Origin of the sequence: Bifidobacterium apri (genome assembly GCF_009299485.1) — a bacterium.
Lineage (GTDB): Bacteria > Actinomycetota > Actinomycetes > Actinomycetales > Bifidobacteriaceae > Bifidobacterium > Bifidobacterium apri.
The window spans coordinates 114,758-139,223 of the sequence record NZ_WBSO01000001.1 but is presented as its reverse complement, the minus strand read 5'-3'; the positions used below and the strand labels follow the sequence as shown (position 1 = coordinate 139,223).

The 24,466-nt window shown below is 60.7% G+C and carries 17 protein-coding genes, 1 other RNA gene and 1 riboswitch; of the genes, 14 read left to right on the top strand and 4 right to left on the bottom strand.

The window, feature by feature from the left end; genetic code table 11:
* The first annotated feature begins 46 nt into the window (after positions 1-46).
* The 3 genes from acnA to DSM100238_RS00505 all read left to right on the top strand — a co-directional run bounded on the left by acnA (position 47) and on the right by DSM100238_RS00505 (position 7,543).
* Positions 47-2,764 (top strand): aconitate hydratase AcnA, encoded by a 2,718-nt coding sequence (acnA, locus tag DSM100238_RS00515; protein ID WP_152354802.1) that lies wholly within the window; start codon positions 47-49, stop codon positions 2,762-2,764.
* Between the two features lie 140 nt (positions 2,765-2,904).
* Positions 2,905-5,010: a GmrSD restriction endonuclease domain-containing protein gene (locus tag DSM100238_RS00510; RefSeq protein WP_152354801.1), complete on the top strand. Its 2,106-nt coding sequence runs from the start codon at positions 2,905-2,907 to the stop codon at positions 5,008-5,010.
* A gap of 208 nt (positions 5,011-5,218) precedes the next feature.
* Positions 5,219-7,543: a hypothetical protein gene (locus DSM100238_RS00505; RefSeq protein ID WP_152354800.1), complete on the top strand. Its 2,325-nt coding sequence runs from the start codon at positions 5,219-5,221 to the stop codon at positions 7,541-7,543.
* Positions 7,544-7,653: 110 nt separating this feature from the next.
* On the opposite strand, the gene DSM100238_RS00500 is transcribed toward DSM100238_RS00505, so the two are convergent.
* The gene (locus DSM100238_RS00500; protein WP_152354799.1) at positions 7,654-8,541 is read right to left on the bottom strand and encodes a Bax inhibitor-1/YccA family protein; all 888 of its coding nucleotides are present in this window, start codon (positions 8,539-8,541) and stop codon (positions 7,654-7,656) included.
* Positions 8,542-8,561: 20 nt separating this feature from the next.
* Positions 8,562-9,530 (bottom strand): DMT family transporter, encoded by a 969-nt coding sequence (locus DSM100238_RS00495; protein ID WP_152354798.1) that lies wholly within the window; start codon positions 9,528-9,530, stop codon positions 8,562-8,564.
* A gap of 90 nt (positions 9,531-9,620) precedes the next feature.
* A riboswitch (TPP riboswitch) is annotated at positions 9,621-9,710 on the top strand.
* Between DSM100238_RS00495 and DSM100238_RS00490 the strand changes: the two genes are divergently transcribed.
* Entirely contained in the window at positions 9,702-11,339 is a 1,638-nt protein-coding gene (locus DSM100238_RS00490) for a bifunctional hydroxymethylpyrimidine kinase/phosphomethylpyrimidine kinase (RefSeq protein ID WP_167510950.1), read from the top strand. (Overlaps the previous riboswitch by 9 nt.)
* Positions 11,340-11,487: 148 nt before the next feature.
* Here DSM100238_RS00490 and DSM100238_RS00485 read toward each other — a convergent pair whose 3' ends face one another.
* Positions 11,488-12,171: a GTP pyrophosphokinase gene (locus tag DSM100238_RS00485; RefSeq protein WP_167510968.1), complete on the bottom strand. Its 684-nt coding sequence runs from the start codon at positions 12,169-12,171 to the stop codon at positions 11,488-11,490.
* 147 nt (positions 12,172-12,318) lie between these two features.
* On the opposite strand from DSM100238_RS00485, the gene miaB reads away from it, so the two are divergent.
* From miaB to DSM100238_RS00440, 9 genes are all read left to right on the top strand, one after another.
* Complete coding sequence (gene miaB, locus DSM100238_RS00480) at positions 12,319-13,779, top strand: tRNA (N6-isopentenyl adenosine(37)-C2)-methylthiotransferase MiaB (protein ID WP_167510949.1); 1,461 nt, start codon at positions 12,319-12,321, stop codon at positions 13,777-13,779.
* Between the two features lie 76 nt (positions 13,780-13,855).
* Positions 13,856-14,923 carry a tRNA (adenosine(37)-N6)-dimethylallyltransferase MiaA gene (gene miaA / locus DSM100238_RS00475; RefSeq protein WP_240812253.1) on the top strand — a complete coding sequence of 356 codons (1,068 nt, stop codon included), beginning with the start codon at positions 13,856-13,858 and terminating at the stop codon, positions 14,921-14,923.
* Between the two features lie 50 nt (positions 14,924-14,973).
* On the top strand, positions 14,974-17,847 hold the full coding sequence (locus tag DSM100238_RS00470; RefSeq protein WP_152354795.1) for an FtsK/SpoIIIE family DNA translocase: 2,874 nt from the start codon (positions 14,974-14,976) through the stop codon (positions 17,845-17,847).
* A 290-nt stretch (positions 17,848-18,137) separates the two neighbouring features.
* The gene (pgsA, locus tag DSM100238_RS00465; RefSeq protein ID WP_152354794.1) at positions 18,138-18,779 is read left to right on the top strand and encodes a CDP-diacylglycerol--glycerol-3-phosphate 3-phosphatidyltransferase; all 642 of its coding nucleotides are present in this window, start codon (positions 18,138-18,140) and stop codon (positions 18,777-18,779) included.
* A complete protein-coding gene (locus DSM100238_RS00460; protein ID WP_152354793.1) occupies positions 18,780-19,328 on the top strand; it encodes a CinA family protein in 549 nt (182 codons plus the stop codon).
* A 66-nt stretch (positions 19,329-19,394) separates the two neighbouring features.
* On the top strand, positions 19,395-19,910 hold the full coding sequence (locus DSM100238_RS00455; RefSeq protein WP_152354792.1) for a helix-turn-helix domain-containing protein: 516 nt from the start codon (positions 19,395-19,397) through the stop codon (positions 19,908-19,910).
* A gap of 186 nt (positions 19,911-20,096) precedes the next feature.
* Complete coding sequence (locus tag DSM100238_RS00450) at positions 20,097-20,333, top strand: DUF3046 domain-containing protein (protein ID WP_152354791.1); 237 nt, start codon at positions 20,097-20,099, stop codon at positions 20,331-20,333.
* 225 nt (positions 20,334-20,558) lie between these two features.
* On the top strand, positions 20,559-21,743 hold the full coding sequence (recA, locus tag DSM100238_RS00445) for a recombinase RecA (RefSeq protein ID WP_240812252.1): 1,185 nt from the start codon (positions 20,559-20,561) through the stop codon (positions 21,741-21,743).
* A 3-nt stretch (positions 21,744-21,746) separates the two neighbouring features.
* Positions 21,747-22,481, top strand: a complete 735-nt coding sequence (locus DSM100238_RS00440) for a regulatory protein RecX (RefSeq protein WP_152354790.1) — start codon at positions 21,747-21,749, stop codon at positions 22,479-22,481.
* Between the two features lie 686 nt (positions 22,482-23,167).
* Here the strand turns inward: DSM100238_RS00440 and rnpB are convergent.
* Positions 23,168-23,519, bottom strand: an RNA gene (gene rnpB / locus DSM100238_RS00435) — RNase P RNA component class A.
* A gap of 183 nt (positions 23,520-23,702) precedes the next feature.
* Between rnpB and hpf the strand changes: the two genes are divergently transcribed.
* Positions 23,703-24,377: a ribosome hibernation-promoting factor, HPF/YfiA family gene (hpf, locus tag DSM100238_RS00430; RefSeq protein WP_152354789.1), complete on the top strand. Its 675-nt coding sequence runs from the start codon at positions 23,703-23,705 to the stop codon at positions 24,375-24,377.
* Positions 24,378-24,466: the final 89 nt, after the last annotated feature.

Genomic DNA, 24,466 nt, shown 5'->3' with positions numbered 1-24,466 from the left:
TCCATACCGAATTCAACCATCTGGCATTCGCCGGCTCGGAGGTAGCATGTCATTCAAAGACAGTCAACTGTCCACACTGACCGTGGGCGACACCGCATTCGACTACGTCAACATCGCAGATTTGCCCGGCATCGAGCATCTGCCGTACTCGCTCAAGGTGCTCGTCGAGAATCTCGTCCGCAACATCGACGGCAAGAACATCACCGACGAGCATGTCAAGGCGTTGCTCGACTGGGATCCGCAGGCGGAACCGAGCCACGAAATCCAATTCACGCCGTCGCGTGTTGTCATGCAGGATTTCACCGGTGTGCCCTGCATCGTCGATCTGGCCACCATGCGTGACGCGGTCAAGGAGCTGGGCGGCGACCCCGAGGTCATCAACCCGCAGGTGCCCGCCGACATGATCATCGACCACTCCGTGCAGATTGACAAGTACGGCGTTGCCGACGCGCTGCAGCAGAACATGGATATCGAATACCAGCGCAACGGGGAACGCTATCAGTTCCTGCGCTGGGGACAGCAGGCGTTCAGGAACTTCCGCGTGGTGCCGCCGGGGACCGGCATCATCCACCAGGTGAACATCGAATACCTCGCCAAAGTCGTCATGAGCAAGGATTCCGGTCTTGGCGACGGCCGCAAGCTCGCCTATCTCGACTCCTGCGTAGGCACGGATTCGCACACCACCACCGTCAACGGCCTCGGCGTGCTCGGCTGGGGTGTCGGCGGCATCGAAGCTGAGGCCGCGATGCTCGGCCAGCCGATTTCCATGCTCGTGCCGCGGGTCGTCGGGTTCAAACTCACCGGTTCCATCCCGGAAGGGGTCACTGCAACCGACGTGGTCCTCACCATCACGGATATGCTCCGCCAGCATGGTGTGGTCGGCAAGTTCGTCGAATTCTATGGTGAAGGCGTCGCATCCGTCCCGCTCGCCAACCGTGCGACCATCGGCAATATGAGCCCTGAATTCGGTTCCACCTGCGGCATCTTCCCGATTGACGACGTGACCCTCGACTACCTGCGCCTGACCGGCCGCAGCGAAGAGCAGGTCGCGCTCGTCAAAGCCTACGCCAAGGCGAACCGCCTGTGGGGCGACACCAAGGATCCGCAGTATGTCGAGCCGCAGTACTCGGAGTACATGGAGCTCGACCTGGGTTCTGTCGTGCCGAGCATCGCCGGTCCGAAACGTCCGCAGGACCGCATCACCCTCGCCACGGCGAAGCAAACCTTCGAAGACACGCTGCCGGCGTACGAAACCGACAAGACCGCCCAGCAGCCGGTGCCGGTGAGCACCGATTTCCGTGGCGATTTCGATGTGAAGAACGGTGATGTCGCCATCGCCTCGATCACCAGCTGCACCAACACGTCGAACCCGTCGGTCATGATTGCCGCCGGCCTGATCGCCCGCAACGCCCATGCCAAGGGGCTCAAACCCAAGCCGTGGGTCAAGACCTCGCTAGCCCCCGGTTCGCAGGTCGTCGCCGACTATCTGAAGAAAGCCGGCCTGCAAGACGATCTCGACGCACTCGGCTACCAGCTGGTCGGCTTCGGCTGCGCCACCTGCATCGGCAACTCCGGCCCGCTGCTGCCTGAAATCTCCCAAGCCATCAACGACAACGACCTGACCGTCACCGCGGTGCTTTCCGGCAACCGCAACTTCGAAGGCCGCATCAGCCCGGATGTCAAGATGAACTATCTCGCATCCCCGCCGCTGGTGATCGCCTACGCACTCGCCGGCACGATGGACTTCGACTTCGCCACCCAGCCGCTGGGCAAGGACACGGACGGCAACGACGTGTTCCTGCGCGACATCTGGCCGAGCAACGAAGACGTGCAACGCGTGGTCGATGAGACGGTTTCGCGCGAGATGTTCGTCAAGGACTATGCGAGTGTCTTCGACGGCGACTCCCGTTGGCAGGGGCTCGACGTGCCCAAGGGCGAACTGTTCTCTTGGGATCCGGATTCCACGTATGTGCGCCGGCAGACCTTCTTCGACGGCATGGGCGCCACGCCCGCCCCGGTGGAGGATATTCACGGCGCCCGCGTGCTTGCGCTGCTCGGCGATTCGGTGACCACCGACCACATCTCCCCGGCCGGCGCGTTCAAGGCCTCCAGCCCGGCGGGCAAGTATCTTGTCGAGCACGGCGTCGAACCGAAGAATTTCAATTCGTATGGTTCCCGTCGCGGCAATCATGAGGTCATGGTGCGCGGCACCTTCGGCAACATCCGTCTGCGCAACCAGCTGCTCGCCTCGGTCGGTGAAGAGGTGACTCCGGGCGGGTATACCTACGATTTCCTGACCGGCAAGCCGTCCACGATCTTCGAGGCTTCGCTGGACTACCGCAAGGCGGGCGTGCCTCTGGTCGTGCTCGCGGGCAAGGAATACGGCACCGGCTCGTCCCGCGACTGGGCTGCCAAGGGTACGGTCATGCTCGGCGTGCGTGCGGTCATCACCCGCAGTTTCGAACGCATCCACCGTTCCAACTTGATCGGCATGGGCGTGCTCCCGCTGCAATTCCCCGACGGCGAATCCGCGGAATCGCTCGGCTTGAACGGCACCGAAACCTTCGACATCGAAGGCATCGACCAACTCAACAACGGTGAAATCCCGCAAACCGTCCATGTGACCGCCACCAAGAGCGACGGCACCAAGATCGAATTCGACGCGACCGTGCGCATCGATACCCCCGGTGAAGCGGATTACTACCGCGACGGCGGCATCCTGCAATACGTGTTGCGCAACCTCATGGCTGGCAAGCGGGCTTAACCGCACCCATCCTGTGACGGGCCGCGCCTGCCGCCTTATGGTGGCGTGCGCGGCCCGTCGTGGTTTCCCACCGCGGGGGAGTGTGTCGTAGAATCGCAACAGAGAGATCACGCCGGATATTCGCGGCGAGGGGAGGCATCATGGCAATCAGCGCGTCGGAAGTGCCGCTGGGTCGAGTGTTCACATCGGATTATCGTCTGTCGATCCCATCATTCCAGCGGGCGTATTCATGGCGTCCGGGCAATGTGCGGCAGTTGCTGGACGACATCCGTTCAGCAACCCAGACACCGCAAACCCCGTATTTTCTTGGCTCGATCATCTTGGTGCACGATAAAGGCAACAAGTATGAAGTCATCGACGGGCAGCAACGTCTCGTATCCCTGACCATCATCATCGCGGCGTTGCGCGAGCTTGAAGACGACCCGGGTGTGTCCCGCGATTTGACGAACCTTCTGGTTGACCCAGGCGACAGACTGCGTCATATCGATGTGGCGCCCAGACTTACGCTGCGTGAACGGGACGCCGCGTTCTTCGCCTCCTACGTGCAGGAAGGCAACCTCGAATCCCTGTTCGATCTGCGCGACATGGACATGGAGACCAACGCACAACGCAACATCCACGACAACGCGCAAGCCGCCTATGACACGTTCGCCGCGATGAATGACGATGAACGGCATGCGTTCGCCTCGTACATGGTCAACAAGGTGACGTTGGTCATTGTCTCCACGGATGACTTGCAAGGCGCCCACCGGGTGTTCGACGTGATGAACATGCGTGGCATGCCGTTGACGGTGTCAGACGTGTTCAAGGCCAAAGCGGTTTCCGCCATTGCTGAAACGCAGCGCGACCTGTATGCCATGCGCTGGGATGAGATCATGGATCCGCTCGGGGACGACCCGGCATCCTGTGAGGGCTTCTTCAGGGATCTCCATCTGATCGTCTCTCGGAAAGTGGATTGCCCGCGTCTGATCGACCAGTTCTTGGATGACGTGCTCGCCCCATGCATCGACGACAAGTCGGTCCCGCGTTTCATTGACGAGATCCTGTCGCCGTACATGCGCGCATGGCGTGTGCTGGAACGTCCGACGGACACCAATCTGCCTCCGGAGGTCATTTCGATGCTCGTCGCGTTGCGCGATTATCCGAATGATGATTGGAAGCCGATTGCGATGTGGGCGTTGGTCCATTCAATCCGCAACCTTGGTGACGGTGACGCCGTCATATTCCGCCCGTCCTCTGCACATGCGAAACCGCGGGGCGGCGCTGATGGCGAGACTGCGCCTGACTTGCATGATGTGGATCGCCTGTTGCAGATCCTGCGGGCGACAGAACGCGCATGGGGAGTGGATTGCCTCAACCGCGCTACATCCATCGACCGTCGCCGGCGTGCTGCGATCACCGTTCGCGATCTGGACAAAGGCATGTCGCCTTCCACGGTACCGGGTCTGACCATCGACCAGACCTCCGCCCGGCGTGCGCTGATCCGATTGCGAGGCGAAATGCCGAACGACCCCTCGCTTCCGCGGCTTCTGCTCATTCGCGCGAACGAGCAGAGCAGCGGGTTCGCCATCGCCCGTCCACGCAGTCTGCAAGCCGTGCGTATCATGCCCGAACCCACCGGCAAAGACAAGCTGGAGGACGGCTGGACCCAAGCGGACTTGGAATACTGGTCGGATCGCCTGGGCAATATGGCGTTGAGTCAAACGAACAACACGAAATTGGGGCAAGTGACGTCGTTCGGCGACCGACGCGACCGGATGCTCACGATGAGTGCATCCAAACGCTTCCCGCTGACCCGACAGTTGGAGGATATCGTCACATGCACGCCGCAGACGCTTGCAAGTCGTCAGCAGGAGACGGTCGAACTGATCGCGCAGTACTGGAAGATCCCATACGACCATCAGGATATCCAATCCGCGCTTGCATCGCACAACCAGCATGACGCCGATGAATCCGATGCAACGCAGACGAAGACCTCGCGTCGTGTGACCATCGCAGCGGTATTGCGTTCCGGCTTGTTGACCCCCGGCGAGCAGCTGGAATGGAAGCGTCCGCGCAAAGGCGAACTGTGGAAAGCAGAAATCACCTCGCAAGGCACGATGCGTTTGGAAAACGGCACGGAGTACACCACGCCTACGGCGGCTGCACGTGCGGTGGGCGGAGGCAGCCAAGGGCTCAACGTGTGGAAACGCAGCGATGGCACCAGTCTGGCCGATATCTGGAAACAGTATCGTATGCGCGGCTGATGCGCGGATCATGGCTTCTTTTGGCCTGTGCGCGTGATGACCGGTGATGACCTGTGGTGGCATGCTGCGTGCCGAATCCCGCTGGGCGTGCCCGGATGACGGCGTGCGGCGAATCTGTGCCGACTTGGGGAGCGGCAGCCGGACAAGGCATGGCATGGGTTAGGGTAGAAACGATTGATGATGATGGTCGCGAAGGGACGTTAAGCAGATGAGCGCCATACGATATTGCCCGCATTGCGGTTCGGAAGTCTTCTACGACGGGGATATCTGCATGAATTGCGGCGGTTCGCTCGAAGGGCCGGATCTTCGCGGGTCCGACACGCCAACCCAGGCGATTCCACGTCGCACGCAACCCGTGCCTTCGGCATATGGCGCTCAAGAACAGCCCACACGCCCCATATCGCGACGCGAATACATCCAGCAGGCGCAAATGGCTGCCATCAACGGGTCCTCTGATCTCGCCGCGCTCGCAGCGTCAACCCATTCGGTTATTCCACGGGCAAAAATGCGGCCGGGTGCCGCCCACAACACCGTCGGAACAGTCGATGGGGTACAGCCGAACGCCGATGGCGATACTCGTGATGATGCGCAGAACACGGAACAATCACCCAACCGTGCGGGGCAGACAGACGCAGGGCAGGCTGGCGCACAGAGCGACGATGCCGATTCCAGGCAGGAGCGCAAGAACTACAATTTCGCGCTTGACTGGGCGTCGGATACGTGGGGGATTCCGCCGCTTCCGGAAGGAATCTGGAGTCTGAACGCCGATGATGCCGAGGGCAGGTCCGCGGCTCCGTCGGAACAACAGCCCGACCATCAGCCGGGGACACAAACCCAAGCCGAAGCTGAGAACGTGCCGGATGGCGAATCAGACGCCGATAACGCCAATCAAACCGAGAACGCCGGTACCGTTGCCGGGAACGCCGGTACCGTTGCCGGGAACGCCGATGCCGTTGCCGACAGCGAACCTGATACAGGTGATGTCGCGGATGCCGATGCTGCTCACTTCGATACCGCCGAACACGGGGAGGAGCCGACTGCGCAGGACGCGGATATGATCTCGCCCCAAAAGGAGACTTCGCCGTCTTCGCCGGTGTCGCCGAATCAAGAACCCTCGGATCGTACCGAAATCCCACAGACACCAAGGGTTTTGAACACCAAGCACACTCCGGACATCGAGGAAACCGGACAGGCCGAGGAAGCTTCGCAGCGATCGGAAGAATCGGAACAGTCGGAAACAATCGAAGCATCGCAGGTTTCCGCGACTTCCGAACAATCCCAATCCACGCAGACCCCGCAAGCCGCGGCAACCGTGGAAGCCCCGCAAGCTGCTGACGCCTCAGCGCAAAGCGGCCATACACCGAACGACGAGGCATCGTCTTCGCCCGTGTCGGCGCAGCATCCGCCGATTGAGCAGACGCCGGCGACGGAACCCGCAGAAGCAGAAGATGCCCGGCGAGGGGACGGACGAGTTGAAATCCCGTCTGATGCCCCATCCGCAAGCATGATGCCCTCCGACATGCAAGAATCCGGCAATGACGAGCCGACCGAGGTCATCGACCGCGATGCCATCGGCACGGAAACCGGCCCATTGCCGTACAACATCCCTCCTGCCGAAATGACGGGACGTACTGCGGCGATATACGAGTCCACGAACGAATTCCCATTCTCATTCGGACAGCCCGGCAACCAGCCGAATACACGCGAGGAAGAGCCGTTTGCGTCTGACGAAACCGAAACCACCGGACAGCTTCCCGCCACTGACGGGATCACCGGCAACGACGACGAAGCGACCGTCGCCATCCCCGCCGACGCGAAGCAGCCAGCCTACCAGCCAGCCGGCGCAGCATCGCAAGCACCACGGAACGCTTCAGGCGCTCGCGTCCAGACCCCTCGTCCGGCAGCATCGTCTGCGGCTGGGCGTACCGCGTCTCCGGCGCGCAACACGCTGATCATCGTGGTCGTTATCGCACTGCTGGTGTGTGCCGGCATCGCATTCGTGGCGACCCGTCACCGTGCCGCATCCCCGGCCCAGCCGTCTGCAAACGCCACAACCAGTGCGTCTGCGACGGCAACCCCATCGGATGGGGCGTCGGCGTCATCCTCGCCGTCGCCATCTGCTTCCTTGACGCCATCGCCGGCAGGCGTGTACACGAATGACACGATGGGATACCGGGTTTCCATACCCGATGGCTACGTATGGCATGACGAAACCGATAATGGTGCGACACGAAGCTTCACCGACGATTCGATCGGCATGACCATCACCGTGACCGGAGCGTCGAATACGACCGGCGCCACGGTCGCATCCGAATACTCTGCATGCGCTTCCGGCCATAGCGTCTCCTACCATCTGCTGTCCGGGGACATCATGGTGTGCAGCTACGCGGAGAATGGCACCATCACGTATGTGAAGGAGATCGTCACCCAGCAGTCGATTCTCAGCCTGCGTTTCGATTATGCGCAGTCCGCAAAAGACCAGGGGTCGGCGGTGATCGACGAGGTATTCCCGACTTTCGTATCGACGCGCTGACACATGACGCATCATGCATTCGGGCCCGGCTCCCTGATGGGGAATCGGGCCCGAATGCGGTTATCGTAAATCTCAGTGCGGTATGCATACCGCAAATGGTGGGAATCCGTTCAGTCGCGGCTGCCGAACAGACGCAGCAGATACAGGAACATATTCACGAAATCAAGATACAGATTCAACGCGCACACAATCGACAGGCTCTTGATCGCTTCGGGCTGACCGGCATACTGCGCGAACAGGACACGCGTCTTCTGCGCGTCATACATGGTCAATCCGGCGAAGATAAGCACGCCGATCGCGGAAATCACCATGATACCGGTCGAACCAGGCGCCACGAGCATGATGATGAGCTCGCCGACAATCAAGGCGATAAGCGCGGCGAGAAGGATGGGGCCGGCTTTCAACAGACTGGAACGCATGGTCAGCGACAGCATGGTCAACACGAAGAAGAATCCGGTGCACAGCGCAAGTACCGTCCCGATTGAGCCGAGGTCGTAGACCATGAAAATCGAGCTCAAGGTGAAGCCCATCAACGCGGCATACAGGTAGAACAGGACGCGTGCGGCACCTGCTTTCAGGCTCATCGCCTGATTGCCGATGGCGATGGCCATGATGATCTGCACGAGCATCAGGCCGATCCACCCCAGGCTGCCGGTGGCCGCCAGGAAGCTATTGAGCAGTCCGAAGGTCTGCGTGAGCACCGCAACGACGGCGGTGATTGCAAGGCCGGCGGTCATTTCGGCATAGGCGCGTGTTATTGACGTCCGTTCCGCGCGTTCGGTGGCCGATGCGACCTGTGCGGGAATGGCCGAAGCCGGGGCTGCATATGCGGTTCCGGCACCTGCGCCCGCGGGGGACTGATAGTAGGGGTAAGCGACCTGTGGCTGTGCGGTCGGCTGGCCGTATTGGGGCTGGCTGTACTCAGATTGCGCCTGCCCGTTGTACTGGTACTGGGGGCTTTGAGATGAAGGATTCTGATGTTGCTGATCGTAGGTCATAATCGCTCCTTTCTTGTTCATCACTCTATGGTCTTTTGCTGGGAATCATCTTGGAATAGGCGTCCGAGTAGTCGTTCCGGGTCAATCTGCGCGAGGATCGTCCCGAGGAAAATCATCGCGCAGCCCGCATAACCGCGCCCGGACATCGTCTCATGCAAAATCAGCGCTCCGCCCACAGCAGAGAAGAACGATTCCAGCGACATAATCATCGACGCCTGCGAAGGCGGAACATATCGTTGCCCGACCACCTGGAGCGTATAGGCGACACCCACCGACATGACGCCCGCATACGCCAGAGCGCCCGCACACGCCAACGCACCCCGCCAGTCCACCTGATGCAACGCCAAGGTCGCCACCCAGCTGAGCAAGGACACCACCAGATACTGGCCCAACGACAACATGATCGGGTTGAACCTGCTTCCCACCCGATCGATGACGAGAATATGCGTGGCATACAGCAGTGCGCTCGCCAGCAGCACCAGATCGCCCACCCCGATGCCGTGGATCGTGTCCGTGACACACAACAGATAGAACCCGACAATCGACACGATGATTGCCAGCACGGTGAGCAGATGAATCCGCCGATGCAGGAACAGGAAGCCGAGCACCGGAACCAACACGATATACAAAGCGGTCACGAACCCGGAATGCCCGGCGGACATGCTCAATTGGATCCCATACTGCTGAGATGTGGCGCCCGCCCACAAAATCAGCCCACAGACCGCGGACCACCATGCCAACGTGCCCGGACCGGCATGGCGATCCTCGGTCTGCGATTGCACCGTGCGCCCCACCCCAAGCCGGGACAGCACCACAAGCACGGGTATCAGCGACACCGCGCCTAAGGTGAACCGGACCGCATTGAAGAACATGGGGGATACCGATTGCATGCCTTGCACTTGACTGACGAAGGCGAAACCCCAAATCAGGGACGTCAGCAACAGCAATACACTGCCGACGATCCGACGCCGTTTCTCATTCTCTCGCATATTCCCAGCATATCCGACACCGTTGGCTACGCGCGGGCGGCGATTGCAATACAGCACAAGCATTGACCGTGGGGGAGTCTACAGTGGACTGACGGTGACACGGGGTGCCGACAGGCTGAGAACACACCCGTTGAACCTGATCTAGTCAGCACTAGCGAAGGGATGTCCGGCATGAGCGAGCCGCAATACCAGCAATCGAACGACAATCCGCATACCACCCCCGCCATGATGGCGCTTTCGCGATTGGAAGCCGAGGCGGAGCGCGCAGCGGACGCGCCCTCGCGGCTGCGGGTCTTGTCCATCGAAGGCTCCGACCCCATCGGCGGCGCCGGCACCATGGCTGATATGAAGGCATTCACCGCACAAGGCGTATTCGGATATGCGGCCATGACCAGCGTCCTCGCCCAAAACACCCAGGGCGTGACCAGCATCGTGAACATGGAACCTGATTTCCTTGTCGCCCAGCTGAACGCGGTCAGCGACGACGCGGTCATCGACTCGATGAAAATCGGCATGCTCGGCACCCCGGAACTCGTCGAAGCCGTCAAAGGGTGGCTGTCCGCGCTTGAAGAACGCTATCGCACCGAAGGCCTGCCCAAGCCGGTCGTCGTGCTCGATCCGGTTATGTACGCCAAATCCGGCGACGCACTGCTCACCCCACAAGCCGAACACGCCTTGCGCAGCATCATCGCCATGGCAGACATCATCACCCCGAATGTACCGGAACTCGCCGCACTCGCCGATGCCGACCAGAACGCATCGGATATCGACACGCTGGAATCCATGGCAAGCGAAGTATGCACGCGGTACGGTGTCGCCGTCTACGCCAAAGGCGGTGCGCTCGCGCTCGCCGGCAGTGCATCGAGTACGGATATTCTCGCGGAGCCCTCCGATGACGATGCCGGTGTGCGCGTCACACGTATTGAAGGCCGGGCGGTGCATACGCACAATGTGCACGGCACGGGGGACACCTTGTCGAGCACGCTCGCAGCCTTGCGTCCGCAATGCGACACGTGGGAGCAGACGGCTCGCCGCGCGAAGACATGGATGAACGGGGCGATTGCCGCCGCCGACAGGTTGCACGTCGGCAAAGGGCATGGCCCGGTCGATTTCACGTGGCGACATGCGCCGACCGGCATGCGGTTCAGCGCCGACTACTGGAATCGCGTCCGGCCGATCCGTGAGCGGATCCACGGCATGCGCTTCATCACTAGCATGGTGGACGCCACGCTGTCGCTGGAGGATTTCGCGTTCTACCTGCATCAGGATGATATTTATCTGACGGATTACACGTCGCTGCTCGCCCTTGCCTCCTCGCGCGCCGACCGGCTGGACGAGCGCGTGTTCTTTGCACAGGCGGCGTCCGGCGGCGTGGATTCCGAAGTGATGTTCCACCACGATTGGTTCGTCAAGCATGGATTCGACCCGTCGCCGGTTTCCCGCTCCGAAGTGACTGCCGCCTATATCGGTCACGAGCATCGGGTCGCTGACAGCGGCTCATATGCGCGGCTCGCCGCCGTGGTCATGCCGTGTTTCTGGCTGTACGCCGCGATGGGCAAGGAAATGCGCGAACAGGTGCGCGAGAAGCATATCGACGTTGAGACGCATCCCTTCGGCGAGTGGATTCGCATGTATTCGGATCCCGAATTCACGGAAAGCACATTGCGCGAGGTGCAAATCTGCGACCGGCTGGCAGCTGAAGCGTCCATCGACGAATATGAGCATATGATGCATGCGGCGCTCGTCTCATCTGAGCATGAGTTCCGCTTCTTCGAGCAGGGGTTGACCAGGCCGGCGCTTGGATTCTAGGATTTCGCCCGTCCCGGCGGTGTTGCCGCCGCCGGGGATGGGGGGGGGAATCGCGACAGGCTTTCCTGCCGGACTACCGTTCGGCCTCATGAACGCCGGATGGTAGCCGGGGGGCGGGCGGGCTGCCGTGACCGTCCGGAAGCGCGAATCATGCCTGCGGAGCCTCGTCCACGCGCGGAGCGCCGGTGATATCGCGGTGGATGCCCTGCATCTGTGCTTCGATGTTCTGCAGGCTGCGGGCGCAGTCGAGCAATGTCTGCGAATGCTCGGCGAGCTTGGAATCAGGCAGATCGGACTTATACCGCAGCTGATGCTCCAGACTCGCCCAATAGTCCATCGCGATGGTGCGGAACTGGACTTCGACCGGCGTGTAATGCGCACCGGACGACAGGAACACCGGGACGGCGTAAATCACATGGAGGCTGCGGTAGCCGTTTGGTTTGGGGCTTTTGATGTAATCCTTGACGCGCAGCACTTGGATATCCGATTGCGCGGACAGATAGTTCGACACCGAATACACGTCGTCGCGATAATTGCAGATGACACGGATGCCTGCGACATCGAACAGATTGTCTTTGATCGACCGTGTGTTGATCGGCAGCGACTTGCGCTGCAGCTTGCCCAGAATGGAATCCACCGATTTCAGTCGCCGTTCCATATGATGGATCGGATTGTGGGCGAATCGCACTTGGAACTCGCTGTCGAGAATTTCCAGCTTCGTGCTGATTTCATACATCGCGCCTTCATACACCTGCATAAGGTCGATGAACTCGGTGATTTCCTCCGCGGGGAAATGCTCTCCGAGCTTGATATTGCCCAGTCGGGCTTCCATCTCTCCGATATTGATGCGGTTATGTCGGTCAAGTATCACGATTGACCATGATAGCGTGACACGCACGGATATGTCGGTGATCGGGGCGACATGCCGTTCATGGGGGTATGCCGGCGGTGTGCCGACCGGACGTTACAATCGGCGGTTATGGATGAAGCGATGATGACCGAGGCGGAGCGCGCCTCGAGACCGGCTGCCGGGCAGTCAGACATGCGGCCGGACGGCCGGGGCAAGGGCGTGTTCTATATCCATACGCTCGGCTGCCAGATGAATGTGCACGACTCCGAGCGTATCGCCGGCGTGCTTGAACAGAGCGGATATGTGCCGGCGACCGAGCGTCAGATCGATCAGCATGATTTCGATCTTGTGGTGATGAACACCTGCGCTGTGCGGGAAAACGCGGCGGAGCGTATGTATGGCACCATCGGCCGGTGGGCGCGCTACAAGCATGCGAATCCGCGCGTGCAAATCGCGATCGGCGGGTGCATGGCCCAGCTTGACCGTGAACGCATCGCCAAACGAACCCCGTGGGTTGATGCGGTGTTTGGCACGAAAAGCATCGCCTCACTGCCACGACTGCTTGATCAGGCGCGTGCGACCGGCGAGCCGCAGATCGATGTCGCCAACGACCTGACGTATTTCCCCAGCCAGCTGCCTGCCGCCCGCTCGTCGCGTATCTCCTCATGGGTGTCGATTTCCGTGGGCTGCAACAACACGTGCACGTTCTGCATTGTGCCCACCACCCGAGGCCGCGAACATGACCGTCGTCCCGGTGACGTGCTCGCCGAAGTGCGCGAATGTGTCGCGAACGGTGCCAAAGAGGTGACGCTGCTCGGGCAGAACGTCAACTCCTACGGGTACGGGATGGGCGATCGCTATGCGTTTTCCAAACTGCTGCGCGCCTGCGGGCAGATTGACGGGCTGGAACGCGTGCGGTTCACTTCGCCTCACCCTGCCGCGTTCACCGACGATGTGATCGACGCGATGGCACAGACGCCGAATATCATGCACCAGCTGCATATGCCGTTGCAATCGGGGTCCGATCGCGTGTTGCGCTCCATGCGGCGTTCGTACCGCACGGAACGCTTCCTCACCATCCTGTCCAAAGTGCGTGAAGCCATGCCTGACGCCCGTATTTCCACCGACATCATCGTCGGATTCCCCGGAGAGACCGAGGAGGATTTCCAACGCACCCTCGACGTGGTTGAACAGGCGCGATTCTCAACGGCCTTCACCTTCGAGTATTCGCCGCGTCCGGGGACTCCTGCCGCCGCGATGGAGCAAATCCCCAAGCAGGTCGTCCAGGAGCGTTTCGATCGCCTGCTGGCGCTCCAGCAGCGCATCACCCAGGAGGAGCTTGACAAGTTCGAAGGGCGTGATGTCGAGGTCATGGTTACCGGCACCCATGGCAAGAAAGATGACGAAACGCATCGTGTCACCGGTCGTGAACGGACCGGCGCGCTGGTGCATATCGGCGTGCCTGAAGGCTGTCCGCAACCGCATATCGGTGATTTCGTGACGGCGACGGTCACCCATGCCGGCGAGCACAACCTGATCGCCGACCCCGATCCGCAGGCGGGGCAGACGTATCGGGTCCGTCGCGGCTGAACGCGTGCAACCGGCGCCTGTGCAACGCCCGGGTGAGTACAGTGGTGGGGAGAAGACAAGCAGAATGGAGGCTCGAATGCGGCAGACGGATGGCGAAAGTGAACCGATAAACGAACGGAAGGATCCCGCGCAGCACACCGGCGCAGGGCAACCGCAGGTTTCTGCCCGTGTCGTGTCGATTGTCGGGCCCACTGCTTCAGGCAAGACCGGATTGGGCATCGCCATCGCCAAAGCCCTCGCGGATCGCGGCGAACGCGCGGAAATCGTGAACGCTGACGCCTACCAGATGTATCGGGGGATGGATATCGGCACCGCGAAGCCGACCGCCGAGGAGCAGGCCGAGGTCCCTCATCATCTGCTGGACATCATCGACCCGGATGACACGATGAGTGTCGCCCGGTTCCAGACGCTTGCCCGCGAGTGCATCCATGATTTGCAGGCGCAAGGCATCCGACCGATTCTGGTCGGCGGCTCGGGCCTGTACGCGCGAGCGGCGATCGACGATATCTCTTTCCCCGGTACGGATCCCGAGGTCCGTGCCCGCCTGGAACAGCGCGAACATGAGGAAGGTGCCGCCGCACTGTTCGAGGAATTGAAAGCCAAGGATCCCGATGCCGCAGCGCGCATGGACCCGCATAATCCGCGTCGGACCATCCGTGCCCTTGAGGTCATCGAGGTGACCGGACGCCCGTATTCGGCGAGTCTGCCGCGCTACCGGTATGTGATTCCCAGCGTGCAGATCGGACTTGATTTGCCGCGGCGTGAGCTTGACGACCGGATTATGCAACGCACGCAGTCGATGAGGGAGCATGGATTCGTTGACGAGGTGCGGCGGTTGCGGCCGCATCTGGGGTTCACCGCCGGTCGCGCGCTCGGCTACCAGCAGATCATCGACTATCTGGACGGCATCTGGGATGAAGATGACGCGTTCTTTGACATCGCGCAGAAGACCCGTCGTCTGGCCCGCAAGCAGATGGGATGGTTTGGCCGCGACCCGCGGATTCATTGGCTGGAGGCGTTGAACCCTCAGCTGCTGGACAATGCGATGGCGATCATCGACCATGCGGACGCGGGGGAGTACGATGCGATTGACGCGCATGCCGATGAATATGTCCAGCATCATCTCGGCGATATTCAGGCTTAGTGTGTCAGGCGTCGGCGATGTGACCGCCGGTCGCTAGAATCGGAGTCGCTATGGCACGAACCACATCCTCATCCTCATCGCAAGAGCGGAAGACATCAACCCGTCGCAGGTCGAGCGGGTCCTCGAAACGTACCGGTACCGAAGACGCTGACCGCACGCGGGTGCTGTCTGAAGACGAGCGTCTCGCCGGCGAGGAACCGTTGTGGAAGAAACTGCTGCTCGCCATCCCGCGAGGCTTCGGCGCAGCGGTCAGGGCGCTTACGGGCGTCGGTGAGTATGATCCCACATACCGGCGTGACGGCCTGTGTTTCGTGATGGTGATTCTTTCCATCCTGTTCTGCGCTTCGGAATGGTTCCGGGTCAACGGCGCGTTGAGCCGGATGCTGCATACGCTTGCAGCCGGCGCGTTCGGCGTGATGAGCGTCGTGCTGCCGGTATTCCTCGCGATTGTGGCGTTCCGGCTGATGCGCAATGCCGGCAAGGATTCCGACAATCCTCGTGTGGTGACGGGGTGGGTGTTGCTGTTGTGGTCGATATGCTCGATCATCGATGCCGTCGCGGCATCCGATACCCATGGTTTCGATCTGTCGGTGCTTGAGAATGCCGGTGGCGTGTTCGGCTTCCTGCTGGGCTCTCCGCTCACATGGGGACTGTCGAAGGTGTTTGCGGTCATCGTGTTCGTGGTCGTCGCCTTGTTCTCGCTGTTGTTGATCACGCGCACCCACGTCCAGGATCTGCCTGACCGATTCCACGCATTGGCTGATCGTCTTGGAATCGGCGCGAATCGCGACGACGAGCAGGAGCGGGGCGAAGACGATGACGAACAATTCCCCAATGAGGTGCGTGTCGGCGACGGTGTGATGCAGATGGCCGAAGGCGTTCCTGCGCACGACGGCTCCGATGATGACGAGGATGTACAGCCTGAACGCAAACCGGGATTCTTCGCCAGGCTGTTCCACCGCAAACCCAGACAGGACAGCGACGACCGTCTCGACGAATACGCGGGGGACGAGGCATTCTCCCATGCCGCCAAGCAGCATGGCGAAGCAGCTGAAACCCGTCTGGGCGGCCCGCGGACCGTGTCTTCGGATGCATCCCCGATGCTCTCCGACGGCTCCGATGGTTCGGATGCCACACGTGGCCTCGGGCAGACTGCTGCCGCTGTTCCTGCCATTGTTCCTGCTGCGCACGCGTCCGGGACGGGCAACGATCCGTGGGCGGCGATCGCCGCGAGCCAGGTGCCGGGCGGCGGGATCCATGCTGCGGATGCCTCCGATACCGCCGGTGCCGTGGATCCGGAAGGCACCGGCGCCTACGGGTCGTCCGAAGGGCATCCTGACAGCGGTGACGGGCAGGTTGGCGGTCCGACCCTTGCGGACCCTGATGAAAACCAGCCGTATCAGCTTCCTGACCTCGGCATGCTTGTCAAAGGCAAGCCTCATGCGATGCGCACCCCGGCGAATGACAATGTCATCCGTGCGTTGACCAACACGTTTGAGCAATTCAAGGTCGACGCGAAGGTCGTCGGATTCCTGCGCGGGCCGTCCGTCACCCAGTACGAGGTCGAGCTCGGTCCTGGTGTCAAGGTCGAAAAAGTCACCAATCTGCAACGCAATATCGCGTATGCGGTAGCCAGTTCGGACGTGCGTATCCTGTCGCCGATCCCGGGCAAGTCGGCGATCGGCATCGAAATTCCGAATATCGACCGTGAAATCGTGCATTTGGGTGACGTGCTGCGTTCGGACAAGGCCCGGAACGACCCCAATCCGATGCTTGCCGGTGTAGGCAAGGACGTCGAAGGGCATTTCGTCACCGCAGACCTGACGAAAATGCCGCATCTGCTTGTCGCCGGCGCCACCGGTTCAGGCAAGTCGAGCTTCATCAACTCGATGCTGATGTCGATTATCATGCGTGCCACGCCCGAGCAGGTGCGTCTGATTCTCGTCGACCCCAAACGTGTCGAATTGTCTGCGTATGCGGGCATTCCGCATCTGCTCACCCCGATCATCACCGATCCGAAACATGCGGCGCAGGCGCTCGAATGGGTGGTCAAGGAGATGGACGCGCGCTATGACGACCTGCAGTTCTTCGGTTTCCGCAATATGAAGGATTTCAACAAAGCGGTGATGGAAGGCAAAGTGCATGCCCCGGCAGGGTCGAAGCGCAAGGTGGCACCGTACCCGTACCTGCTGGTGGTCGTCGATGAGATGGCCGACCTGATGATGGTCGCGAAGAACGATGTCGAAAGTTCGATCCAGCGCATCACCCAGCTGGCACGTGCGGCTGGCGTGCATCTCGTGCTCGCCACTCAGCGCCCGTCGGTCGATGTGGTGACCGGTCTGATCAAGGCGAATATTCCGTCACGTTTGGCGTTCGCGACCTCTTCAGCCACGGATTCGCGCGTGATTCTCGACACGACCGGCGCCGAGACCCTTATCGGGCAGGGCGATGCGTTGTTCTTGCCGATGGGACAGGCACGGCCGATCCGCGTGCAGGGCTCGTGGGTCGGGGAGTCCGAAATCCGCAAGGCGGTCGAATTCGTGCGCACCCAGCGCAAGCCGCATTATCGCGAGGATATCGAGCAGATGGCCAAGGAGGCGGACAAGCATACGGTCGATCCGACCGAAGACATCGGCGATGACATGGATGTGCTGTTGCAAGCCGCCCAGCTGGTGGTTTCCACCCAGTTCGGCTCGACCTCCATGTTGCAGCGCAAGCTGCGTGTCGGTTTCGCCAAGGCGGGTCGCTTGATGGATTTGCTGGAATCGCGGGGTGTCGTCGGTCCGTCTGAGGGCTCCAAAGCCCGAGAGGTGCTGGTCCAGCCTCAGGATCTGCCGCAGGTGCTCGCGTTCATCGAGGGCAAAACCGATTCAATTACCTCCGACGGGCAGTCAGATGCGGATGGAGCTGTGCCGGAGCAGTAATCGGGGGAAGGGATCTGGCGCGATATTCGGTGTGCGATTTCGGGCGCTGACATCTCGCGTGCCTGGAGTCTCTGAGCCGTTTGTGGCGTGTCCTGGTCCGGCCTAGGTCAGGCGCCATGAGCCATCCACCGTCTGACACGGCGGGGTCTGTTCGTGCGATGCCGGTGGCACTATTGAAGTGTCAGCGGGATGGTACATTCGTGGGATGCGTTCTGGGATGTACGATGCCGTCAGTGAATTCACAGCTTGTTGTCATCGACCGGTAGTGCAGTAAGGGTAAGGTGAACGGTATGCAGACTGAACATGAACATAAACCATCGCTTCTGGACGGATGGAACAGCCCTCCGAACATCGTTACGTACACGCGCATTGTGCTGGTGCTGGTCTTCCTCGGCATCGACATCGCCGCCGGCCCGTGGGGCTCCCACAACACCGGTCTTCGATGGGCTGCCGCGATTCTGTTCATCATCGCCGCTTCGACCGATAAGCTCGACGGGTGGATGGCCCGCACATACAATCAGGTCACCGAATTGGGCAAGCTTATGGATCCGATCGCCGACAAGCTGCTGACCTGCTCGACGCTCATCGTCGCTTCCGCATTCGGCGAGGTGTTCTGGTGGGTGACCATCCTGTTCCTGATTCGTGAGATCGGTATCACGGTCATGCGGTTCTTCGTCATCGACACCGGCGGCAAGGTCATCGCGGCAGACAAGGCAGGCAAGTACAAGACACTGTGCCAGTGCATCGGCTTGGGCATGCTGCTGGTTCCTGCGTACACGTTCATCACGAACGGCACCGCGCTGAATGTCTACACGTTCATCACGAACTTCCTGATTTACGTGGCACTCTTCCTGTGCCTGTATTCCGGAGCGTTGTACGTGTACCGTGTCGTCAAGGCGCGTCGGACGCCCGCACAGACTGCGGAGCAGTGAATGCCGCAAGACAGCTACGACGTATCCCAGCGTGACCTACTCGCCGCGCAAGTGTTGGAGTATTGCAAGCAGCATGGCGTCAAAATCGCCGCCGCCGAGTCATTGACCGGCGGACTGCTCGCAGATGCTTTCGTGCGTATCCCGGGGGCGTCCGAGGTGTTTCTCGGGTCCGCTGTCACGTACGACATTCGGGCGAAAGCGAAGATCCTTGGCGTCGACGCCGCTCTGCTGGCGCGCGAGGGAGCTGTGCATCCGCAGGTCGCTCGACAGATGGCCGCCGCGACGGCTCGCCTGTACAACCAGCCGGAGTATGACGACCGTGTGATTGGCCTGTCAACCACAGGCGTGGCGGGCCCCGGGCCTGACGCAGACAAACCCGCCGGGCTGGTGTATATCGGATGTTCTCTTCCCGCTGTCGTAACGGGAGAGGGGCGCGTTGAATCTGCGGTGGAACTGCATCTGCACGGTGACCGTGAGCAGGTGCGTGAGCAGACCGTATGGCATGTGCTGCGCAATGTGAGGCAGCTCACAGTTGGGCTACAGGAATAATTTCGAGGCACTTGCGGTTGTTCATGATGTAGTGAAAACGACACGAAGCCGAAAGGGGTTGCGCAGATGGAAACGATGACCCAGACCGAACAGATGACTGAAACCAAGACCGTTCAGAGCACGCAGATGCATTCGGGGCAGGCGGCGCGTATGCGCGATTTGACGCCTGCACAACGCCGAGCCGTGATGTTCGCGCAGCAGCAGGTGCTGCGTGCACGTGCCGCGAAGAAGGCGAAGGACGAGCGCCAGTCCGCGCTCACCCGCATGTGGCAGGAGGAAGACGCCGAGCATACCAAGCCGCATGCGACGCTTCGGAAGCGTGAGGACGCCTCGCAGATGAAGGATGTTTCGCTGCGCGAAGCCATCGGTCATGTTCTGCGTGATTTGCGTACTCGTGACCACAAGACATTGCGTGAGGTCAGCGAGAAGGCCGGCGTCTCCTTGGGATATCTTTCCGAGGTGGAGCGTGGCCAGAAGGAAGCCAGCTCCGAGCTGCTCAGCTCCATCGCCGCCTCCCTTGGATTGAGCACGGCGCAGATGCTGCGCATGGTGGCGGACTATCTCGATTCGGTCCACGCCTGAGGGTGATTGACTGACTGAAGAGTATGGGCGTCTTCTGCCGGTATCGGCGGGAGGCGCCCATTGTTATACCTGGTGGACGCCTGGGGCCATGCGCGATGGTGCTGCGTGGGATGGGGGTAGTTACGCGCAGCGATGCCATGGAACGGTGTTGGCCGGCTTGTAGCCCGGTCGTGCGAGACTTGCTGCGTGCGTGAACGAGAATTCTGGCAGCTGTTGGAGGAGGTATTCGGCCGTGTATATGGTCGAAGCCTGTCCAGGGACCAGCGGTTGCCGAAGCTGGGCGATATGACGGTGGTCGAGGCGCTTGCCGCGGGGGAGGAACCCCGGGTCGTGTGGAATGTACTGTGCGACCAGATGGATATCCCTGATTCCAAGCGTTGGGGGAAGGATCATAACGCGCCGCCGCTCCCGGCTGGCCGGTGAATCGGTGATGGTTGTCGTCTGGCCTATGGATGGTATTCGAACATTTGTTCGCATGGTGCGGTATAGTGGTCAACGTACGACACGATTGCGTGGCGGCGCCACTCGCAGGCCGGTCCGCGGACGGCAATGCATCCTTTGACCACATTGCCAGTGCGGGGTGGAACCATCCGGATGGTTCACATAGCGTGGAATTCGTCGCTGAAATCGTGAAGATAAGGAGAACACATGGCACAGCAGACAAAATCGGCGAAGGCGTCGGGCGCCAAAGCAGGCGGAGCCGGCCAGGAATCCGGGGCACATGAAATCGACCCCCGGCGCAAAGCCGCATTGGACACTGCGCTTGCGCAGGTCGAGAAGAGCTTCGGTAAAGGTTCGGCTATGCGTCTGGGCGATCGTCCGGAGCAGAACGTCGAAGTGATTCCCACCGGTTCACTTGCACTTGACATGGCTCTCGGCATCGGCGGGTTGCCGCGCGGCCGTATCGTGGAGATTTTCGGTCCGGAATCTTCCGGCAAAACCACGCTTGCGTTGCATGTGGTTGCCAATGCCCAGAAAGCCGGCGGTGTCGCTGCCTTCATTGATGCGGAGCATGCCCTTGATCCGGTGTACGCTCGCCATCTCGGCGTGGACACCGATTCACTGATTGTCTCCCAACCAGACAATGGCGAACAAGCACTGGAAATCGCGGATATGCTTATCCGGTCCGGCGCGTTGGATGTGATTGTCATCGATTCCGTTGCTGCGCTGGTGCCGAAGGCCGAAATCGAAGGTGAGATGGGCGACAGCCATGTCGGTCTCCAGGCGCGTTTGATGAGCCAGGCACTGCGCAAGATGACCGGTGCCCTCGCACAAGCCAATACCACGGCGATTTTCATCAACCAGTTGCGTGAGAAGATCGGTGTGTTCTTCGGGAATCCGGAAACCACCACAGGCGGTAAAGCGTTGAAGTTCTATTCGTCGGTGCGCATGGACATCCGTCGTATCCAAACCCTGAAAAATGGCGATGAAGCCGTCGGAAGCCGTACCAGGGTCAAGGTCGTCAAGAACAAGATGGCCCCGCCGTTCAAGTCCGCTGAATTCGACGTGCTCTACGGCGAAGGCATATCCAAAGAAGGTTCGATTATCGATATGGCGTTGCAGAGCAATGTCATCAAGAAATCGGGTTCATGGTTCACCTATAACGGTGATCAGTTGGGCCAAGGCCGTGAGAATGTGCGCAAATATCTCAAAGACAACCCTGAGCTGTCGGAGGAGATTGAAACCAAAGTCAAAGAGGCGTTCGGGCTGATCAAACCAACTGACCAGTTCGCAGAAGGCGATGAGACCGCTGCGCCCGCCGCGTCGGCGGGCGATGCCGCAGCCAAGGCATCGGCTTCCGGTTCAGCGTCGTCGGCGTCGAATAAAGCCTGATCGATGATTGACGCCGAAGCGTTCATTGCGCAGCACGGTACACCCATCGTCGCGGCTGATGTTGAGCACAGCACGACGATGGGCGTACCTTCTCAGTCAAACGCGCATGATGACACGGGCAACGTGAGTGCGGAAGAACGAGACAAGTCGGGCAGTCGGGGGCCTGCGCGTGGGTGGAAGCGCCACGGGAAGCGGGAAGCCGCACGCTCATCATGGGCAGGTGGTAGTGGAGCCAAAGCAGTGGCTCGGTCCAAGGAATGCCCGTGCGATTCCAGCGATGAGGATGCTTGCCGAGAAGCAGCATTGCGTCTGCTGGACTGTGCGGATCGTTCCAGCGGCGCCTTGCTGGAGCGTCTTGTCCTCAAAGGGTATGACGAAACCGTTGCCGATGCTGTCGTATCGAGACTGCGTGAGGTTGGTCTCGTCAACGACGAAGAATACGCCAGATCAGTGGTTCGGTATTGCGCGGGGAGAATGCTGGGAGAGCGCGGCACGTTGCTTGAGCTGTCGCGGAAGCATGTCGACCGTGCACTCGCACAGCAAGTGGTCGGCGAAGCGCGTGATGCCGGTGTATTCGTCGATGCGGCTTGGGAGCTGGGGCGCAGCGTCGCCGCGCGAACCGCGGGACTTGATCTGCAAGTCAGACGCAGACGGTTCTGGGCTGCCGGCGGGCGTAAAGGCCATAGTACCGACATCTTGCGCGAAGTGTTCTATAGCCTGTTTGACAACGAAGCATGATCTTCATACCGTCGAATATCCGGTTTGGCTGTGTCCAATCGCAGACGTGCCGAAGCTGGGCTGACCATGTATCGTGCCGGGCAGCGAGCCCATCCGGCTGAGCCCGCCCGGCATCGATTCGAAGTCGTGGATCATCGGCCTTGGGTTTTGAACAATAACCGTGTGGGTGGGGGTGCAGGGCTGATGAGCGACCGTTGGCAGTGTCGGTGTGTCGCAGACATGGCGCTGCCACTGCCGCAAGCGCATCATCGCACGGATCACCAATCAGCTTCTGCCGACTCTGGTGGTGTGCTCAGTGTCGGCAGTGGGTTGCACCCCTGTTTCTGCCGACGTTGATGGAACGCTCAGTGTCGGTAGTAGGTTGCAGCTCTGTTTCTGTCGACGCTGAGATGCCTGTGAGGGTCGGTGGTGGGTTGCACCTCTGTTTTTCTGCCGACGTTGACGGTGTGCTCAGCGTCGGCAGAATGTTGCAACTCTGTTTCTGCCGACGCCGGAGGTGTGCTCAGCGTCGGTAGTGGGTTGCGGTTCAGCTTCTGCCGACGTTGAGATGCTCGTGAGCGTCGGTGGAGGGTTAGGCTGCACACGTGTTGTGGGGTATCGCCGCCGGGCTTGTTTGCAGCCTATGAAAACCCATGAGAATCGCAATATATGCAAAGGGTCCGCCGCAGTGGCGGACCCATGCGAAGTGGATGAGACCCCATATACCCCGGGTTCTGTCGTGTGCATGCACACGGATGGCCATCCATCTCGACCTGACGTTGCCGTCAGGCTCTAGCAGCCTACCCGAAGACATGGGCGAGCAACCCTTGACGTCTTCTGCTTGGCCTTGCTCCCGATGAGGCTTGCCGTGCGGCCGCTGTTACCAGTGGCCCGGTGGTCTCTTGCACCGCCGTTTCACCCTTGCTCGGCCGAAGCCGGGCGGTCTGTTCTCTGTTGCGCTGTCTCTCAGGTCACCCTGGGCGGATGTTATCCGCCATCGTGCTCTGTGGAGCCCGGAAGTTCCTCAGTCATATCGACCGCGGCCATCATGGGGTCTCAGAATCACTATTATAAGCACAAGTCCGATACAGCATGATGACAGGAAAAATTACGACACCCGAGAGCGAATTGTCTTCACATTGCGAAGTATTCGGCTACAATGAAACATACCCGGACGGCGAAGACGCGGTTCGGGACAACCCACACACAGCGGGTAACACCGCTTGAGGCTAGGAGGTCCACATGGAAATCGTCATCACCGGACGTCATACGCAGGTCAGTCAGAAATTCCGTGACGTCGTTGAAAGCAAGATGAATCGTGTGACCGCAATCGCGCCGGATGCCCAGCGCGCTCAGATTGTCGTGACCCACGAGGGTAACCCGCGCCAGGCGGATACCGCCAAGCGCGTGGAGATCACCGTGATGGCCGGACGCACCGTCGTCCGTGCCGAGGCGTCGAGCTCGGACGAGTACAGCGCTCTCGACATGGCTCTGGACAAGCTGACGCTTCGGCTGCGCCGCTCTCGTGATCGTCGCAAGGACCATCGTCGCGGCTATGTCAACCCTGTGCCCGTCGATTTGGGTCCGGTCGAGGCTGAGGAGCCGGAGGAGTCGCAGCCCGAGGAGCCGAACAACAGCCCGCAGGCTGCCGTGGCTTCCGATTTGGGACCGGGCGAATCCGTGGAGGTCCAGGTTGGCGACACGCCGATTGTCATCCGCCGCAAGCTGCATATCGCCGAGCCGATGAGCATCGACGAAGCACTGTATGAGATGGAACTCATCGGCCACGACTTCTTCCTGTTCGTCAACAAGGAGACCGGTCGTCCGTCGGTGGTCTACCATCGTCACGGCTGGAGCTACGGCGTTTTCGAAATCGATACCGCCGAGAACGTGGCAAAGGCCAAGAAGGAAGCCTGAGAAACCTGCCATCAGGTAGCGGTTTCGTAGAATAGCGACGGGAGCCCGCGTTGCAGTGCACGCGGGCTCCCGTCATGCTGGCAGGGCAG

Coding starts and splice junctions, on each gene's coding strand:
- acnA (WP_152354802.1), top strand. CDS start 47: ATGTCATTCAAAGACAGTCAACTGTCCACACTGACCGTGGGCGACACC.
- DSM100238_RS00510 (WP_152354801.1), top strand. CDS start 2,905: ATGGCAATCAGCGCGTCGGAAGTGCCGCTGGGTCGAGTGTTCACATCG.
- DSM100238_RS00505 (WP_152354800.1), top strand. CDS start 5,219: ATGAGCGCCATACGATATTGCCCGCATTGCGGTTCGGAAGTCTTCTAC.
- DSM100238_RS00500 (WP_152354799.1), bottom strand. CDS start 8,541: ATGACCTACGATCAGCAACATCAGAATCCTTCATCTCAAAGCCCCCAG.
- DSM100238_RS00495 (WP_152354798.1), bottom strand. CDS start 9,530: ATGCGAGAGAATGAGAAACGGCGTCGGATCGTCGGCAGTGTATTGCTG.
- DSM100238_RS00490 (WP_167510950.1), top strand. CDS start 9,702: ATGAGCGAGCCGCAATACCAGCAATCGAACGACAATCCGCATACCACC.
- DSM100238_RS00485 (WP_167510968.1), bottom strand. CDS start 12,171: ATGGAAGCCCGACTGGGCAATATCAAGCTCGGAGAGCATTTCCCCGCG.
- miaB (WP_167510949.1), top strand. CDS start 12,319: ATGGATGAAGCGATGATGACCGAGGCGGAGCGCGCCTCGAGACCGGCT.
- miaA (WP_240812253.1), top strand. CDS start 13,856: ATGCGGCAGACGGATGGCGAAAGTGAACCGATAAACGAACGGAAGGAT.
- DSM100238_RS00470 (WP_152354795.1), top strand. CDS start 14,974: ATGGCACGAACCACATCCTCATCCTCATCGCAAGAGCGGAAGACATCA.
- pgsA (WP_152354794.1), top strand. CDS start 18,138: ATGCAGACTGAACATGAACATAAACCATCGCTTCTGGACGGATGGAAC.
- DSM100238_RS00460 (WP_152354793.1), top strand. CDS start 18,780: ATGCCGCAAGACAGCTACGACGTATCCCAGCGTGACCTACTCGCCGCG.
- DSM100238_RS00455 (WP_152354792.1), top strand. CDS start 19,395: ATGGAAACGATGACCCAGACCGAACAGATGACTGAAACCAAGACCGTT.
- recA (WP_240812252.1), top strand. CDS start 20,559: ATGGCACAGCAGACAAAATCGGCGAAGGCGTCGGGCGCCAAAGCAGGC.
- DSM100238_RS00440 (WP_152354790.1), top strand. CDS start 21,747: ATGATTGACGCCGAAGCGTTCATTGCGCAGCACGGTACACCCATCGTC.
- hpf (WP_152354789.1), top strand. CDS start 23,703: ATGGAAATCGTCATCACCGGACGTCATACGCAGGTCAGTCAGAAATTC.